Raw genomic sequence first — 17,048 nt, 5'->3', positions numbered from 1 at the left:
TTTAGCCCCACTGTGCTGCTGCGATCGTGTCTTTATGGTTTGCTTCAACCCAACGAGTTTGCTCTCCTTCAATGAGCTCTTTTTTCCAAAATGGGGCATTGGTTTTTAATAAGTCCATCAGGTACTCGGCAGCTTCAAATGCTGCTTCTCTATGCCCACTCGACACTGCCACAAGGACTATTTGATCTTGTAAAGACAACTTCCCTACTCGATGAATAAGGGTTACTTTTTCTATCGGCCATAATTCTAGTGCTTGGTTTTCAAGCTGCTGTAAATACTTTGTTGTCATGGCCGGATAATGCTCAAGGTATAAATCATGGACTTTATGGCCTTGATTTAAATCCCGTACGCGCCCTACAAACAACACCACCGCTCCAGATGTGCTGTCATCAGCTACCAAAGCTTGGTATTCTTTAGCTAAATCAAAATCTTGCTCTTGAACGCGGATCATTATTATCCTCCGGTTACTGGTGGGAACATAGCTATTTCATCCTGTAGCTCAATGTGTGTTTGCTCATCTACCAATTCTTGATTAACAGCAACAAGTACATCTTTATCTAGCAGCCAGTCGTGCCACTGTGGGCTTTTTTGGGCAAGTTGCTGTTTTAACGCCTGAACAGATAAGCCAGTTGCATCAACAACCAGTGTGTCACACCCAAGGCGCTCCCTTAACTGGGCAAAAAATAACACCTTATTCATTTACTAGCTCCTCGTTGCTTCGCTGATAAGTTCCTCGCTGGCCACCCGTTTTGTATGTCACACATAACGAATCAACCGTCATTGCTTGATCAACCGCTTTACACATATCAATCATTGTTAATGATGCAACTGATACGGCGGTTAACGCCTCCATTTCTACGCCAGTTTGTCCCGCTAACTTACAATAACTATTAATTTGAATCGTTGAGTTGAGTTCATCGACATTAAACTCAACCGCCACTTTGCTTAATGCCAAAGGATGGCAAAGAGGAATTAAATCAGCTGTTTTTTTAGCTGCTTGAATGCCTGCAATTCTAGCAACCGCTAACACATCGCCTTTTTTAAGTTGGTTTTGACAAATCAGTGCCAAGGTATTGGCCTGCATTTTTACAATAGCCTGCGCTTTAGCTTCTCTGATTGTGACTGCTTTATTTGCCACATCAACCATTGCAGCTTGGCCTGTTTCATCAATATGCGTTAACTGCATTAGCCTTCACCTCGCGATCCACATTGCGTTGCACTCACCTGCTTTAATTGTGCAACAAAATTACAGGGGCCATGACGGCTATCTAATTGTTCAACTAAAATATGCTGCCAAGCAGTTTCACACGCCTTTGGGCTACCCGGCATGGCAACCACTAAAGTACCATTTGCCATCCCTGCCAACGCATTTGATTGTAGTGTTGAAGTGCCTATTTGCTGATACGAAACATGCCTAAACAGCTCACCAAAACCATTGATTTGTTTATCGAATAGTCCTTCAATGGCTCGCGGGGTAATGTCATCACGAGTCAGGCCTGTGCCACCAGCAATTAACACCACTTGTACACTCTCGCTCGCTATCCAATTTGCAACCTGAGCTCGCACTTGGTATAGATTAGCTTTGCTGATCACTCGCTCTTGTATACGATGCCCGCTTTCAACAATGAGCTTTACGAGTAACTTTCCCGCAGTGTCTTGTTCTATTGAGCGCGTATTACTTACGGTTAATAAAACAATATTTAGCGGGATAAATGACTGTGATGTTGCCCGTCCCATGCTCGCTCCTTATTTATCATTAAATGTTGCGCCAACTGCCATTGCTGCGGTGTATTAGAATTAAGTAACTCATATTTAGCTAAGTTGTTTTGCTTAAACCTTAATGGCTTAGCTTCTATCGCCTGTAAAAAACCATTTATTGAGCGTTTTCCATGTTGTAAACGCTGCATACATTGCGCTATAGCAACTTCTAAATCAGATAGGTAGCAAGGTAATGCACTGGATTCGAAATAACACGAGTGCCCTTGCGTTCTGCCAAACTGAATAAGAGCTGCAATACTGCGTGACTCAATTAAAGGCATATCTACAGGGATCACAACAGCTTCGTGGCACTGGTAAGCAGCTAAACAGGCTTGGATCCCCGCCAAAGGCCCTTGCTGTAAAAACTGATCAGTAACAAATCCTACTTCGTTACGGCTAATTGCTATTTGCTCACAACCCGCATCAACTAAACAATCAGTTGCTCGCTGCAATTGTGTTTTTCCTTTTACGGTAAGCATTGCTTTATCTGTCCCCATACGTCGCGACTGCCCACCAGCAAGCACAATACCTAATAACATTTTAGCCCCCTAACATTGCCAGCTGTTTAGTCAGTCCAGCATTGCCGTTGTGCAATTGATGTCCTTGCCACTTGCTAAGAACACTGCTTGATAAGTGCAGTTTTAAGCCTTCAATATCTTGGTTTGCAATCCAAGGCATCAAATCATCATTGGCTTCGCCAAATAAACATAAATGTAACTTACCGTCAGCGGATACTCTGAGCCGATTACAACTGGCACAAAAATCTTTACTGTAAGGCATTATGAGTCCAATCGTACCGGCATAATTTGGATGGTAAAATTCTTCTGCGGGGCCAGCGTTTGGCTCTTTTGCTAATACACGCCAACCCGATGTTAATAGCTGCTGTTTTAAGGTTTCACCACGTACATGCTGCTCGCTAAAATAAGCTTGATTATCACCGGTTTGCATCAGTTCAATAAATCGAAAACTAACGGCTTTATCTTTGATATAGTTAAGAAATTGCTGCAATTCCCTGCCATTATATTGCTTGAGCAAAACAGCATTTAATTTTACTTTTTTTATACCCAACGTAAGTGCTTTATCAACACACGCTAACACCTCTTTAAGGCTATTACTGCCTGTGATTTGTGCGAAAGTATGCGGGTTTAAACTATCGGCACTGAGGTTTAAGTTAGTTAAACCGCTGTCTACAAGACGAGGAAGTTTGTCGAGTAAACGATAGCCATTGGTGGTCAAGGCAACGGTATGTATGCCCGATGTTTGTCGGCACATAGCGATGATTTCTGGTAGGTCACGTCTTAATGTTGGCTCGCCGCCTGTTAGGCGAATTTTTTCAGTGCCTGCTTTAGCAAATGCAGCCACTAAAATTCGCAACTGCTCAACATTAAGTGTTTTAGGGCGTGAATCACACTGATAGCCATCTGGTAAACAGTAATTACACTTAAAGTTACATACTTCAGTAACTGACAAGCGTAAATAACTAAATTTTCTATTAAAACTATCTTGCAACATCACAGCCTTTCCAAATCGGGAGGCCTATACATTTCTCTATAAACCCGGTGGTAAACCACGGTACAGCCACCATGCTCAGAAAGTTTAGGTGGAAGTACTTCAGCGTTAAACTGGTTTAAGCTTAGAGAGTCAGCAAAAAAAACACTATACAAAAGAGGGGGTGGTTGAACCTACCCCAAAGGTGGTAAAGGTATATTTTTATTAATATAAAAATTACAAATCAATATTCAATAATTCTGAGTTCCTCCCACAGGGCGAAATACCAATTTCACTTCAGCGCCACCGGGTTTGCTGTCTTCAACAAATAACTCGCCGTGTAAGTGCTTTGCTCTTTCTTGCATAATAGCCATACCATAATGGTTAAGCTTATCTCGACTGTTGCTAAGACCTATACCATCATCTTTAACCAACAACTCAACATGCTTATCAGCCCCTAGAGTAAGACTGATCCAAGCATTATTTCCTTGACTGTGATGTACACAATTTTGGCTTGCTTCTCGGGCTATTTGTAATAAATGGATTTCTTCCATCGGTGATAAGGGCACTTCACTTATCTTAAAGTTTAGATGAAACTGCATATTGCTCTGATCTGCCAGTTGCTCTATGGTTTTTTCTAGCGCCGCTTCAAGTCCTTCTCCCACCATTTTTAAGCGGAAAGTGGTTAACAACTCCCGCAACTGTCGGTATGCCGCATCTAATCCTGTTTTTAATTCATCAATAATGGGCTGTTGCAGTTCATATTTTTCTTTTTCTTGCGTTTTGGTTAAACGAGTTACTTGGATTTTCAAATAGGAGAGTGCTTGCGCTAGTGAGTCGTGTAACTCTCTAGCAATCACTGTGCGCTCATGTAAAAGTGCAATTCTTCGAGACTGATCTTGCTGATCATGTAAATTTAACGACAGTGCGACCTGATCAGCAACAGACTGAACCAATTGTACTTGCCAAGAATCTGAGCTAAATTTTTCTGAGCCACGTAAAACAATAACACCGTAGTTGCGACTTCCATACAGTAATGGAAAGCGCGTTACAGTTGGTTGGTCAACTAAAATAAACGCCCCATTTCCTGTGCATTGACCACAATCTTGGTTGGCACAAAATGGATGTTCATCAGTGCTTGGCTTGATTTGGCTATAGGGTCTATCGCCACTTGCCGTCATCAAGCAAAGCTCAATATCTTCAACTTCTATCAACTCTGCTAACTCATCAAACGTTTGTTGAAAGTTGAGCTTTTCTTGTGGTGTTTCTAACAACATACGCACTGTTTTGAACAAAAAAGATAAGGCTTGATTATTCAACTCAAGCTCTTTGGTTTGTTCTTTCACTCGCCGCTCTAACTGCCCATACATTGATGCGATTGCATTACATGTGTGGTTTAGCGTTGCTCCTAATAACGCAAGTTCATCATCTCCTTTGAGGTTTACGTGGTATGTAAAGTTTCCTTTGCCAATTGCATAGGCCGCATGGGTTAGTTCAGCCATTGGTTTCTCAACTCTGAGACTGATCAAATGCAAAGTAAAAATTCCCACTAATAAAGTAATAAACAATGCAGCAAGTTGTATCGAACGAAGTAATCGTATTTTATTCTCGGCCTGAACTTGCACCTCTGATACAAACTTGTCTGCATACCCTGCCAGTAAAATTACCTGCTGATGTAAATGAGCCTTGTCTTCAATTGAGCCTGTTTGCAAGGTGGGTTTTAGATTTTGGTGCCAATGCGTTACTAGTGACTGCCACAAGGGCGATAAGTGAGGATCATCTTGTAGCTTAATAAATATTGGATCTTGAAGTTTATCCTCAAACAATTTGATTTGTACGGCTAACTGCTCCTGCTGCTGTTCTAATCTCAGCATACCAAGCTGATATGACTCCATACGCAACGAGCCACTTAAGTTAATAGCGCGCGCATCCAAATCAGCTAACTCAGTGATCCAATACGACGAGAATAACGTGCATATTGCTAAACTAATAATCCCGACTAAGGAGCCCTTGATGTAAATCATCACCGAGCCATTGAACGTACTTTTTAGTTCTTTGAGTCGAATACCCACAATAAATTCTCACCCTTTCACTTTTATAAAACCATAACGCTTGAATGATACCAAGGCCACTATTTTCACCATAAACACGTGAAAATGACACTACCTATTTGTGGGTATCTTTATTATTTTCATTAACTTACATCATATTGAGATAGTGACCTACATCAATGTACTGTACAGCCGAAGCACTATATTAAGTTTCGCAATGTAGCTGTCTGCTAGTCGAAGTGCCTATGGGTAGCGCACTAAAATTGAGCAGGATAGGAGAATAAGTAAATGAGCCATTTCTTGAATAAAATGCGCTTTTTCAAGACTAACAAGCAGAGTTTTGCAGGTGGTCACGGTGTCACAACTGATGAAAATCGCGATTGGGAAGACGGTTATCGCCGTCGTTGGCAACATGATAAAATTGTACGTTCTACACATGGTGTAAACTGCACAGGGTCATGTAGCTGGAAAATATATGTTAAAGACGGATTAGTCACCTGGGAGACTCAGCAGACAGACTATCCACGTACTCGCCCTGATTTACCTAATCATGAGCCACGCGGTTGTCCTCGTGGTGCAAGTTACTCTTGGTATATCTACAGCGCTAACCGCCTAAAATACCCTAAAGTAAGACAAGTGTTATTAAAACTTTGGCGTGAAGCAAAGCAAGCACACTCAGATCCGGTACTTGCTTGGGAGTCAATTGTTACTAATCCTGAAAAAGCGAAAAGCTACAAGTCAAAACGCGGTTTAGGTGGCTTTGTTCGTGCAAAATGGGATGAAGTAAATGAGATCATTGCAGCTTCAAATGTCTACACCGCCAAAAAATATGGGCCAGATCGCATCATGGGATTTTCACCTATCCCTGCAATGAGTATGGTTAGCTACGCTGCGGGTTCTCGTTACTTATCTTTGATTGGTGGAAACTGTTTAAGTTTCTATGATTGGTATTGTGACCTACCACCTGCATCACCACAGATTTGGGGCGAGCAAACTGACGTTCCTGAATCTGCAGACTGGTATAACTCAAATTATATCATCGCATGGGGTTCCAATGTGCCACAAACACGAACACCTGATGCTCACTTCTTTACCGAAGTGCGCTATAAAGGCACCAAAACCGTCGTAATCACCTCTGACTATTCAGAGTGTTCTAAATTGTCTGATATGTGGCTAGCACCTAAGCAAGGCACAGATGCAGCACTTGCTATGGCTTTTGGCCATGTGATCTTAAAAGAATTCCATATCGACAAGCCAAGCGCGTATTTTACAGACTATGTACGTCGTTATACCGATATGCCAATGCTCGTTAAGCTTGATAAATCAGATAAAGGCTATACGCAAGGCGCTTTCTTACGCGCTGCCGACTTAGCCGATAACTTAGGGCAAGATAACAATCCAAAATGGAAAACCATTGGCTTTGATGAAACAAGCGGTCAGTTGGTTTCACCTACAGGTGCAATTGGTTACCGCTGGGGCGAAAAAGGCAAGTGGAATATTGAACAGCGCGACGGTAAAACAGGGGATGACCTTAAACTTGCGCTAAGCCTTAAAGAACATACTGATAGCACTGAGTCTGTGTTATTCCCTTACTTTGGCGCGCAAGCTCACGAACTGGGTTATTTCCAACACACTGAGCATGATGAAATCCAAGTCCGTAAAGTGCCAGTTAAAACTGTTACCCTCAGTGATGGCAGTGAAGCGCTTGTTGCGACAGTTTTTGACTTAATGATTGCACACTATGGTGTAGATAACGGCTTAGACGATCCTAACGTTGCAAAAGATTTTCACGATGATGTGCCTTACACGCCGGGCTGGCAAGAAAAAATCACCGGTGTGAATGCCGACCATGTTATCCAAATTGCTCGTGAATTTGCCGACAATGCAGACAAAACAAAAGGCCGCAGTATGGTCATTGTGGGCGCTGGCTTAAATCACTGGTACAACATGGATATGAACTACCGTGGCCTTATCAACATGCTAATGCTGTGCGGCTGTGTGGGTCAATCTGGTGGCGGCTGGGCTCACTATGTAGGGCAAGAAAAACTACGTCCACAATGTGGCTGGTTACCATTAGCATTTGGTTTAGACTGGCAACGTCCGCCACGCCAAATGAACGGTACTTCATTTTTCTACAATCATTCAGATCAATGGCGCTACGAAAAACTAGAAATGACCGAAGTGCTATCACCCCTAGCAGATAAAGAAAAATGGTCAGCCTCAATCATCGATTACAACACCCGTGCAGAGCGTATGGGATGGCTACCATCTGCACCACAATTAGGGATGAACCCATTACAGTTATGTAAAGATGCCGAAAAAGCAGGACTATCACCTAAAGATTACGCGGTTCAGCAGCTAAAATCAGGTGATTTAAAATTTGCCTGTGAAGACCCTGATAACCCACAAAACTTCCCACACAATATGTTTGTTTGGCGTTCAAACTTACTAGGTTCATCGGGTAAAGGACATGAGTACATGCTGCGTCACTTCTTAGGCACCAAACATGGCCTGCAAGGTAAAGATCTTGGTGAAAGTGGTGATAAAAAACCTGAAGATGTTGTTTGGCACGACAACGCGCCAGAAGGCAAGGTCGACTTATGGGTTACACTTGATTTTCGTATGTCAACCACTTGCTTGTATTCAGACATCGTTTTACCAACAGCAACGTGGTACGAAAAAGACGATATGAATACATCAGATATGCACCCGTTTATTCATCCGCTTTCAAAAGCCATTGATCCGGTGTGGGAGTCTCGCTCTGATTGGGATATTTTCAAAGGAATTGCGAAAAAATTCTCTGCCTTATGTGAAGGCCACTTAGGGGTTGAAAATGATCTCGTTACATTACCGCTAATGCATGACACTCCGGGAGAGCTTGCTCAACCTGATGGCGTTGCAATGTGGTGGAAAGATGAATGCGATCTTATCCCTGGGGTTACTGCGCCTAATATGTTAGTTGTTGAGCGCGACTACCCTAACACCTACAACCGTTTTACCTCACTCGGGCCATTAATGGACAAACTCGGTAACGGCGGTAAAGGCATTAACTGGAACACTCAAACAGAAGTTAATTTCTTAGGAGAGCTTAACTACACCCACACAGAAGACGGACCGCATAAAGGGCGTCCAAAAATTGAGACCGCAATTGATGCTGCTGAAGTCATCTTAAGCCTTGCTCCAGAAACAAATGGTCATGTAGCTGTAAAAGCATGGTCAGCACTGGGTGAGTTTACAGGTCGAGACCACACTCACTTAGCAAAACCTAAAGAGGAAGAAAAAATCCGCTTTAGAGATATCCAAGCTCAGCCGCGTAAGATCATCAGTTCACCAACCTGGTCAGGGTTAGAAGACGAACATGTGTCTTACAACGCAGGTTATACCAATGTGCACGAATTAATTCCTTGGCGCACAGTAACAGGCCGCCAGCAGTTCTATCAAGATCACCAATGGATGCGTGATTTTGGTGAAACCATGGTGTCTTACAAACCGCCGGTCAACTTAAAGACAACACAACCTTTACTTGGCAAAAAACCAAATGGCAATAAAGAGTTAACACTCAACTGGATCACACCACACCAAAAATGGGGTATCCACTCAACCTACTCTGACAACTTGTTAATGCTCACCCTGAGTCGAGGCGGTCCAATAGTGTGGATCAGTGAAGTTGACGCAAAAGAAGGCGATATCAAAGATAACGACTGGATAGAAGTGTTTAACGTAAACGGCGCAATTGCCGCACGTGCTGTTGTTTCACAACGTGTACCGCAAGGTATGAGCATGATGTATCACGCACAAGAACGTATCGTAAACACCCCTGGCTCAGAAGTCTCTGGTACACGCGGTGGTATACACAATTCGGTAACCCGTGCAGTCATGAAGCCAACACACATGATTGGTGGTTACGCGCAACAAGCTTACGGCTTTAACTACTACGGCACCGTAGGATGTAACCGTGATGAGTTTGTAATTGTCCGCAAGATGGACAAAGTTGATTGGTTAGATAACGAGTAGCCGAGGATAGAATTATGAAAGTACGTGCACAAATAGGCATGGTCTTAAATTTAGACAAATGTATCGGCTGTCATACCTGCTCGATCACCTGTAAAAATGTGTGGACTAGCCGCGAAGGTGTTGAATACGCTTGGTTTAATAACGTTGAAAGTAAACCAGGTATTGGTTATCCAAAAGAATGGGAAAACCAAGAAAAATGGCATGGCGGCTGGAAACGCAATAAAAATGGTACGTTAGAGCCACGCCAAGGTAATAAACGCCGTTTATTAGCCAATATTTTTTCAAATCCAGATTTACCTGAGATTGATGATTACTACGAGCCGTTTGATTTTGACTATCAGCACCTGCACAACGCACCTGATAGCAAACATCAACCGGTGGCTCGTCCACGCTCATTGATCACCGGTCAACGCATGGAAAAAATCAATTGGGGACCAAACTGGGAAGAGATCTTAGGCACTGAGTTCTCTGAGCGTAAAAAAGACAAGAACTTCGATGATGTTGTTCAAAAAGATATTTACGGCCAATTTGAAAAAACCTTCATGATGTACTTGCCACGTCTTTGTGAGCACTGCATCAATCCAGCGTGTGTAGCGAGCTGTCCTTCGGGCGCAATTTATAAACGTGAAGAAGATGGCATTGTATTGATTGACCAAGACAAATGTCGTGGTTGGCGAATGTGTGTTTCAGGCTGCCCGTACAAAAAAATCTATTACAACTGGAAGTCAGGTAAATCAGAAAAATGTATTTTCTGCTTCCCACGTATTGAAGCGGGTCAACCAACTGTCTGCTCTGAAACCTGTGTAGGCCGTATTCGCTACTTAGGTGTTCTTTTATACGATGCTGATCGCATTGAAGAAGTCGCCAGCGTACCGAACGAGCAAGATCTCTACCCAGCTCAGCTCAGCATGTTCTTAGATCCAAATGACCCTGAGGTTATCGAAGCTGCGCGCAAAGAAGGGATCCCTGAAACTTGGCTAGAAGCGGCACGTCAGTCACCAGTTTATAAAATGGCAATGGACTGGAAAGTTGCACTGCCTCTACACCCTGAATACAGAACATTACCTATGGTGTGGTATATCCCACCACTGTCACCAATTCAAACAGCGGTTGAAGCAGGTCATGTTGGTATGAGTGGCGTGATCCCAGACCTTAAATCGCTGCGAATTCCGATGCGTTACTTAGCTAACCTACTTACCGCAGGCGATGAAAAGCCTGTTATTAGGGCACTTGAACGCATGATTGCAATGCGAGCGTTTAAGCGTTCACAACAGGTTGAAGGCGTTGAAGATATTGAAGTTCTTAAACAAGCAGGCTTAACCGCCGAGCAAGTTGAACAAATGTATCGCTACATGGCAATTGCTAACTATGAAGATCGTTTTGTGATCCCATCAAGCCATAAATCTTATGCAGCAGATGCCTATGATATGAAAAATGGCTGTGGCTTTAGTTTTGGTAACGGCTGTAGTGACGGCAACAATGGTGTGAATCTGTTTGGCGGAAAAAAACAAACCGTTAAGCAAATCATTCCTGTAGAAATAAAGGAGTAAACGATGCAAGTATTAAGCGTACTCTCTCATTTACTTGATTACCCTACACAGTCGTTGGTTGAAGCCGAAGCTGAGTTAATCAAGATTGTTAATCAAAGCTCATTAAATGATGACAATAAAACAGCACTCACAGCATTTATTCAACAGCAATGCCAAGGCGACTTAATGGATTGGCAAGCACAGTACGATGGCCTGTTTGAGCGTGGTCGCGCGCTAGGTTTGTGGCTTTTTGAACACGTTCACGGCGAAAGCCGTGACCGTGGTCAGGCCATGGTCGATTTAATTGAACAATATAAACAAGCAGGGCTTGAGCTAAACCTCAACGAATTACCTGACTACATCCCGCTATTTTTGGAGTTCTTAGCAACACAAGGGAGCGAGAATGCTCGAGAGTGGTTATCTGAGGTTGAGCATATCCTTGCTTTACTTATGTGCCGACTCGAAAAACGAGAAAGTAACTATGCCGTTGTTTTTTCAAGCTTACTTGATATTGCCCAAAGTAACATAGATTTAGATGCACTCAGAGCACAAATCAATGAAGAAAAGCGAGACGATACAAAGCAAGCAATTGATAAAGAGTGGGAAGAAGAAGCCGTCACGTTTGGCGCTCAAGATGCAACAAACTGCCCTAGTTCGGTTAATCGACCACTTGAGACACAACGCAAAGATCAATATGTTCCAGTTTCTTGGACTGACTTTAATCAACAGGCCAGTTAGGGGTATATCATGAGTTATTTAAATACGTTACTTTTTGGAATTTATCCATACATTACTTTAGCGGTATTCATTATTGCCTCAATCATTCGTTATGACAGAGAACAATACACATGGAAAACCGGATCAAGCCAATTACTAGAAAGCAAAGAGCTAAAACGAGGTAGCCGTGCTTTTCATATTGGTGTCATCATGGTGTTATTGGGTCACTTTGTTGGCTTACTGACACCCGCAGAGGTATGGCATGTGGTTGGGATTGAAGCCAGCCATAAACAATTAATTGCAATGGGCCTTGGAGGGGTATTTGGCCTACTGTGTTTTTATGGTTTAACAATCTTAATTAAACGCCGCTTAACCAACCCACGGATCAGAGCAACGAGCAGCAAAATGGATATTGCCGTATTACTGCTACTTTATGTGCAATTGATTTTAGGGTTACTGTCAATTTTTGTCTCTGCAGGTCATTTAGACGGTGCAGAAATGCTACTGCTAATGAGCTGGGCGCAAAATATTGTCACCTTAGACGGTGCAGAAGCCGCTGCGGCAATAGCACAAGTGCACTGGATTTATAAGCTTCACGTATTTTTAGGAATGAGCTTATTTTTAGTCTTCCCATTTAGCCGTTTAGTGCACATTGCCAGCGTACCAATTCAGTATCTATCTCGTAGTTACCAAGTTGTTCGTAGCAAATCTTAATATCTTAGCTGCCAATTAACTCTTTTAGTTGGCAGCCTTCTTTTAAGCAATATCCAGTGCAGAGGTGACCATGATCACAGTCAATAATCATACTATCAGCGAATCCGATATTCTGCATGAAATGCAGTACCACCCAGCAAATGACCACCGAGCAGCAATGGTCAATGCTGCTGAAAGTTTAATCATTGGGGAGTTATTACAACAACGCGCGTCGCGTTTAAAATTAACGGATCATGTTAACAATGGTTCAAGTACTTTATCAGAGCAGCAGCAAAATGATCTCTTAAACCAGTTAATCAAAAAAGAAGTATTCATTCCGACTGCAACCGAACAAGAGTGCAAACATTACTATAATCAAAATAAAGCAAAGTTCACCACCCCACCATTGATTGCAGCACGCCATATTTTATTAGCAGCGCCACACGAAGATGAACACGCACGCGCAACAGCATTCACACTCGCAGAGCACATTATTGCAACCTTAGTGCAAGGCGCCGACTTTAGTGAACTTGCAAAATTACATTCCAAATGCGACTCAGCCACATTAGGCGGGCAACTAGGGCAACTCTCTAAAGGGCAAACAGTTAGTGAATTCGAGCGCCCCGTGTTTAGTGCTGATGAAGGGTTGATCAACTACCCAATCGAAACCCGTTTTGGCTATCATATTGTCTATGTTGATTTTAAAGAAGATGGTAAACAACTGCCTTATGAAGCCGTCAAGTTACGCATTCAAAACTACTTAAATAAAAAAGTAGAACGTAAAGCCATCGCGCAATATATCCAATTACTAATTGCTGATGCAAAAATCGAAGGGTTTGATTTTAATGTCAGCAGTAGCCCTTTAGTACAATAGCTTTAAAGACATAAGGCGAGTTGAAAGTCCATGGTCGCAAGCTAACAATGAGTTAGAACAAGAAACCGATTTCAACTAGCAAGCTTGAGCTAAACAGGTCAAATACAGTACACTGTACTACATTGTAAAGGCTTGCTGGAGTAGCGCTCCCGCAGGCCTATTTATTTTGTATAGAGACAGATCATGGCGCAAACTCGCGGAAATTTATTTATCTTGTCAGCTCCATCGGGGGCTGGTAAATCAAGCTTAATTGGTGCTTTACTAAAGAAACACAGCGATATGAAAGTATCGGTTTCGCACACCACTCGCTCACCTCGTCCGGGTGAAGAAAACGGTGTGCACTATCACTTTGTTTCTGTGGATGAGTTCAAAGCGCTAATTGAGAAAAATGACTTTTTTGAATGGGCGCAAGTGTTTGATAACTACTATGGTACGTCTAAGCAAGCAATCGAAAGCCAACTTGAAGCAGGTATTGACGTATTTTTAGATATCGATTGGCAAGGTGCTCAGCAAATCCGCAAATTAGTTGATGATGTTGAGACTATCTTTATTCTTCCACCATCAAAAGAAGAACTTGAATCGCGCTTAAATAACCGTGGTCAAGACTCTGCTGAGGTGATCGCAGGAAGAATGGCAAAAGCACAATCAGAAACATCACACTATAATGAGTATGATTATGTTGTTGTTAATGATGACTTTGATACTGCGCTTACAGAAATCGAAACGATCGTTATGGCTAAACGTTTATCGTTAAAAAGCCAAGCTGTGCGCCATCAGGCGTTATTAGAGAACTTACTTAAGTAATACTTTTTTAAGAATAAGATAAAAATTAACCACAAGCTATTGGCGAATTTAACTTGGTACAGTAAACTACGCCTTTGCTTAAGAATTTATTTGGAGTGCTAAGATGGCTCGCGTAACTGTTGAAGATGCAGTAGATGCAATTGGTAATCGTTTTGACTTAATTTTAGTTGCGGCTCGTCGTGCCCGCCAAATCGCGGTTGGTGGTAAAGATCCACTCGTTGATGCTGAAAATGACAAACCAACGGTTATTGCTTTACGTGAAATTGAGAAAGGGTTAGTAGATAGCTCTTCTATGGACTTAATTGATCGTGAAGAACAACAACATCAAGAAGCAGCAGAAATGGCTGCTGTGGCTGCTATCGTAGGTGGCAACCAGTAATCAAGCTCCCCGCTTTGATTTAGCTATACGGCTAGTATTTCTACACTAGCCGTTGGCAAGCCCTTCTTTTCATCGTATATTCTATTCATACCGTTACCGATTTACTTCATTTGCGCATTGGAGTGTGACTTTGTATCTATTCGAAGGCCTCAAAAAGAAAATATCCGAATACTTACCACCTGCTGATATTGAGCTGGTACAAAAAGCATACGTGGTCGCTCGCGAAGCCCACGAAGGCCAAACACGCTCAAGTGGCGAGCCTTATATCACCCACCCTGTCGAAGTGACACAAATACTTGCCGGCATGCACTTAGACCACGAAACGCTTATGGCTGCCCTGATGCATGACGTGATTGAAGACACTGACTTTAGCCAACAAGACTTAGCTGAAATTTTTGGCGACACCGTTGCCGAGCTTGTTGAAGGGGTGAGTAAGCTAGATAAACTCAGCTTTAAAGATAAAAAAGAATTCCAAGCCGAAAACTACCGCAAAATGATCATGGCGATGACGCAAGATATTCGCGTGATCTTAATTAAATTGGCTGACCGTACTCACAACATGCGTACTTTAGGCGCACTGCGCCCTGACAAACGCCGTCGCATTGCCCGTGAAACCCTAGAGATTTACGCACCAATTGCGAACCGCCTTGGTATTCACGATATTAAAAATGAATTAGAAGATTTAGGCTTTCAAGCGTTATACCCGATGCGCCATCGCGCATTAAGATCAGAAGTGGTCAAAGCACGTGGTAACCGTAAAGAAGTTATCAGTAATATTAAAACTGAAATTGAAGCGCGTTTAGAAGAGTCTGGCATCGAAGCAACTATATCTGGCCGCGAAAAACACCTTTATAGCATTTACAAAAAAATGCTTAATAAAGAGCTTTCGTTTAACGAAGTGATGGATATCTACGCGTTTCGTATCAATGTTGATAATATGGATACCTGTTATCGCGTATTAGGTGTTGCGCATAACCTTTACAAGCCAATCGAAACTCGCTTTAAAGATTATATTGCTGTACCAAAAACTAACGGCTATCAGTCGCTTCATACCTCATTAGTTGGCCCTCATGGTATTCCTGTTGAGATTCAAATTCGTACCCACGATATGGATCATATGGCAGATAAAGGGGTCGCTGCTCACTGGATGTATAAAAAAGCCGGTGATAATGCAGGCCACACAGCACAACAACGTGCTCGCCAATGGATGCAAAGCTTACTGGAACTTCAGCAAAGCGCTGGTTCGTCTTTTGAGTTTGTTGAAAACGTTAAAACAGAGCTATTCCCTGAAGAGATCTATGTTTTCACGCCAGATGGCCGTATCGTTGAGCTACCAATGGGTGCGACAGCAGTCGACTTTGCTTATGCAGTTCATACTGATGTAGGTAATACCTGTGTGGGAGCACGCGTTAACCGTAAACCTCACCCACTCAGCAAAGCGCTTGATACAGGGCAAACGGTCGAAATCATCACCAGCTCTGGAGCGCACCCTAATGCAACTTGGTTAAACTTTGTTGTAACAGGTAAAGCACGTTTAGGTATTCGCAATTACCTTAAGAGCCAACAGCATGAAGAAGCCATGCTGCTCGGTCGACGTTTACTAGACTCAGCACTTGGTGAAACCAAACTGGATGATATTCCAGATGAAAACATTCGCCGTGTACTTCAAGAGCATGAACTAAATACCGTACTTGAGCTATTAGTCGAAATAGGCTCAGGCAATCTAATGAGTGTGCTTATTGCAAAACGCTTGATGCAAGTTGATGCAGACGACCTAGACGATCTAGCACAAAAAGCAAAAGCGACCATCATCGGTACTGAAGGCATGTTAGTTAATTACTCTAAATGCTGCCGACCAGTCCCAGGTGATGCTATTACAGCTTATATCAGCCAAGGTAAAGGCCTTACTGTTCACCGCCAAGAATGTAAAAACATTCGTGGTTGGGAAAAAGAGCGCTCAAAATACCTCGTTGTAAAATGGGACGATAACCCAGAGAAAGAATATATTGCAGCCCTTCGTATTGAGATTATTAATCACCAAGGTGCACTGGCTAAATTAACCAATGTTGTTGCCTCAACCCAAGCCAACATTGTTGAAATAGCGACTGACGAAAAAGAAAGTAATTTATACATGATAGATTTAGGCATCACGGTTAAAAACCGTGTTCATGTTGCTAACATTATGCGCCGCATTCGCGTTATGCCTGATGTGCAAAGAGTCTATCGTAAAAAGTAACAAGGATAATCATGAACAAATCTTTTATTTCTACTGATAATGCGCCTGCAGCTATCGGTACTTACAGCCAAGCAGTTAAAGTAGGCACGGCTGTTTATTTATCAGGTCAAATTCCACTTGTACCAGAAACAATGGAAGTGATCTCTGAAGACTTCACTGAGCAAACTCACCAAGTATTCAAAAACCTAACAGCTGTTTGCCAAGCTGCCGGCGGCCAAATTCAAGACATGGTGAAAGTAAATATCTTTCTAACTGACTTATCTAACTTTGCGATTGTCAACGAAGTAATGAGTCAGTACTTTAAGCAGCCATACCCTGCACGTGCTGCAATTGGCGTACGTGCGTTACCAAAAGGTGTGCAAGTTGAGATTGACGGTATCATGGAGCTACCTTCAACAAACTAGTCAGCCCTGCCAGCAACACAAAGTTGCTGGCACTTTTTTAGAAAAAGTTATTACTTCCCTCACCCGAAATTCTTGACTCATTAGCAAATCTCTAGCACTCT

Annotated in this window: 16 protein-coding genes and 1 riboswitch; of the genes, 9 read left to right on the top strand and 7 right to left on the bottom strand. The window is 42.6% G+C overall.

Features of this window, described 5'->3' with window-relative positions; translation table 11 throughout:
• Position 1: 1 nt before the first annotated feature.
• From JIG37_RS17565 to JIG37_RS17535, 7 genes are all read right to left on the bottom strand, one after another.
• Entirely contained in the window at positions 2–451 is a 450-nt protein-coding gene (locus tag JIG37_RS17565; RefSeq protein ID WP_199529948.1) for a molybdenum cofactor biosynthesis protein MoaE, read from the bottom strand.
• 2 nt (positions 452–453) lie between these two features.
• Positions 454–699, bottom strand: a complete 246-nt coding sequence (moaD, locus tag JIG37_RS17560; RefSeq protein WP_199529947.1) for a molybdopterin converting factor subunit 1 — start codon at positions 697–699, stop codon at positions 454–456.
• Complete coding sequence (gene moaC / locus JIG37_RS17555) at positions 692–1,186, bottom strand: cyclic pyranopterin monophosphate synthase MoaC (RefSeq protein WP_199529946.1); 495 nt, start codon at positions 1,184–1,186, stop codon at positions 692–694. The genes moaD and moaC overlap by 8 nt, the downstream gene beginning before the upstream one ends.
• Positions 1,186–1,737, bottom strand: coding sequence for a molybdenum cofactor biosynthesis protein B (gene moaB / locus JIG37_RS17550; protein ID WP_166339501.1), 552 nt, complete (start codon positions 1,735–1,737; stop codon positions 1,186–1,188). The genes moaC and moaB overlap by 1 nt, the downstream gene beginning before the upstream one ends.
• The gene (locus JIG37_RS17545) at positions 1,701–2,297 is read right to left on the bottom strand and encodes a molybdenum cofactor guanylyltransferase (RefSeq protein WP_199529945.1); all 597 of its coding nucleotides are present in this window, start codon (positions 2,295–2,297) and stop codon (positions 1,701–1,703) included. Before JIG37_RS17545 ends, moaB begins: the two co-directional genes overlap by 37 nt.
• 1 nt (position 2,298) lies before the next feature.
• The gene (gene moaA / locus JIG37_RS17540; RefSeq protein WP_199529959.1) at positions 2,299–3,270 is read right to left on the bottom strand and encodes a GTP 3',8-cyclase MoaA; all 972 of its coding nucleotides are present in this window, start codon (positions 3,268–3,270) and stop codon (positions 2,299–2,301) included.
• Positions 3,258–3,387: riboswitch (molybdenum cofactor riboswitch) on the bottom strand. Its footprint overlaps the gene before it by 13 nt.
• 110 nt (positions 3,388–3,497) lie before the next feature.
• Entirely contained in the window at positions 3,498–5,318 is a 1,821-nt protein-coding gene (locus JIG37_RS17535; protein ID WP_199529944.1) for a histidine kinase, read from the bottom strand.
• A 267-nt stretch (positions 5,319–5,585) separates the two neighbouring features.
• Between JIG37_RS17535 and JIG37_RS17530 the strand changes: the two genes are divergently transcribed.
• From JIG37_RS17530 to JIG37_RS17490, 9 genes are all read left to right on the top strand, one after another.
• Positions 5,586–9,311, top strand: a complete 3,726-nt coding sequence (locus JIG37_RS17530) for a nitrate reductase subunit alpha (RefSeq protein WP_199529943.1) — start codon at positions 5,586–5,588, stop codon at positions 9,309–9,311.
• A gap of 14 nt (positions 9,312–9,325) precedes the next feature.
• The gene (narH, locus tag JIG37_RS17525) at positions 9,326–10,861 is read left to right on the top strand and encodes a nitrate reductase subunit beta (protein ID WP_166339509.1); all 1,536 of its coding nucleotides are present in this window, start codon (positions 9,326–9,328) and stop codon (positions 10,859–10,861) included.
• A gap of 3 nt (positions 10,862–10,864) precedes the next feature.
• Positions 10,865–11,578, top strand: coding sequence for a nitrate reductase molybdenum cofactor assembly chaperone (gene narJ / locus JIG37_RS17520; protein WP_199529942.1), 714 nt, complete (start codon positions 10,865–10,867; stop codon positions 11,576–11,578).
• A 9-nt stretch (positions 11,579–11,587) separates the two neighbouring features.
• Entirely contained in the window at positions 11,588–12,271 is a 684-nt protein-coding gene (narI, locus tag JIG37_RS17515) for a respiratory nitrate reductase subunit gamma (protein ID WP_166339513.1), read from the top strand.
• A gap of 70 nt (positions 12,272–12,341) precedes the next feature.
• A complete protein-coding gene (locus JIG37_RS17510) occupies positions 12,342–13,124 on the top strand; it encodes a peptidylprolyl isomerase (RefSeq protein ID WP_199529941.1) in 783 nt (260 codons plus the stop codon).
• Between the two features lie 183 nt (positions 13,125–13,307).
• Entirely contained in the window at positions 13,308–13,928 is a 621-nt protein-coding gene (gene gmk, locus JIG37_RS17505) for a guanylate kinase (RefSeq protein WP_199529940.1), read from the top strand.
• A gap of 103 nt (positions 13,929–14,031) precedes the next feature.
• Entirely contained in the window at positions 14,032–14,307 is a 276-nt protein-coding gene (gene rpoZ, locus JIG37_RS17500) for a DNA-directed RNA polymerase subunit omega (RefSeq protein WP_054554225.1), read from the top strand.
• Between the two features lie 130 nt (positions 14,308–14,437).
• Positions 14,438–16,543 (top strand): bifunctional GTP diphosphokinase/guanosine-3',5'-bis pyrophosphate 3'-pyrophosphohydrolase, encoded by a 2,106-nt coding sequence (spoT, locus tag JIG37_RS17495; RefSeq protein WP_199529939.1) that lies wholly within the window; start codon positions 14,438–14,440, stop codon positions 16,541–16,543.
• Between the two features lie 11 nt (positions 16,544–16,554).
• On the top strand, positions 16,555–16,947 hold the full coding sequence (locus tag JIG37_RS17490; RefSeq protein ID WP_054554223.1) for a RidA family protein: 393 nt from the start codon (positions 16,555–16,557) through the stop codon (positions 16,945–16,947).
• Positions 16,948–17,048: the final 101 nt, after the last annotated feature.

Source organism: Pseudoalteromonas sp. bablab_jr010, from assembly GCF_016464105.1.
GTDB classification, from domain to species: domain Bacteria; phylum Pseudomonadota; class Gammaproteobacteria; order Enterobacterales; family Alteromonadaceae; genus Pseudoalteromonas; species Pseudoalteromonas simplex.
This window is presented reverse-complemented; position numbering and strand designations above follow the sequence as displayed.

Excerpts from the sequence above, each read along its gene's own strand:
- JIG37_RS17565 (WP_199529948.1), bottom strand. The coding sequence starts at position 451 with ATGATCCGCGTTCAAGAGCAAGATTTTGATTTAGCTAAAGAATACCAA.
- moaD (WP_199529947.1), bottom strand. The coding sequence starts at position 699 with ATGAATAAGGTGTTATTTTTTGCCCAGTTAAGGGAGCGCCTTGGGTGT.
- moaC (WP_199529946.1), bottom strand. The coding sequence starts at position 1,186 with ATGCAGTTAACGCATATTGATGAAACAGGCCAAGCTGCAATGGTTGAT.
- moaB (WP_166339501.1), bottom strand. The coding sequence starts at position 1,737 with ATGGGACGGGCAACATCACAGTCATTTATCCCGCTAAATATTGTTTTA.
- JIG37_RS17545 (WP_199529945.1), bottom strand. The coding sequence starts at position 2,297 with ATGTTATTAGGTATTGTGCTTGCTGGTGGGCAGTCGCGACGTATGGGG.
- moaA (WP_199529959.1), bottom strand. The coding sequence starts at position 3,270 with ATGTTGCAAGATAGTTTTAATAGAAAATTTAGTTATTTACGCTTGTCA.
- JIG37_RS17530 (WP_199529943.1), top strand. The coding sequence starts at position 5,586 with ATGAGCCATTTCTTGAATAAAATGCGCTTTTTCAAGACTAACAAGCAG.
- narH (WP_166339509.1), top strand. The coding sequence starts at position 9,326 with ATGAAAGTACGTGCACAAATAGGCATGGTCTTAAATTTAGACAAATGT.
- narJ (WP_199529942.1), top strand. The coding sequence starts at position 10,865 with ATGCAAGTATTAAGCGTACTCTCTCATTTACTTGATTACCCTACACAG.
- narI (WP_166339513.1), top strand. The coding sequence starts at position 11,588 with ATGAGTTATTTAAATACGTTACTTTTTGGAATTTATCCATACATTACT.
- JIG37_RS17510 (WP_199529941.1), top strand. The coding sequence starts at position 12,342 with ATGATCACAGTCAATAATCATACTATCAGCGAATCCGATATTCTGCAT.
- gmk (WP_199529940.1), top strand. The coding sequence starts at position 13,308 with ATGGCGCAAACTCGCGGAAATTTATTTATCTTGTCAGCTCCATCGGGG.
- rpoZ (WP_054554225.1), top strand. The coding sequence starts at position 14,032 with ATGGCTCGCGTAACTGTTGAAGATGCAGTAGATGCAATTGGTAATCGT.
- JIG37_RS17490 (WP_054554223.1), top strand. The coding sequence starts at position 16,555 with ATGAACAAATCTTTTATTTCTACTGATAATGCGCCTGCAGCTATCGGT.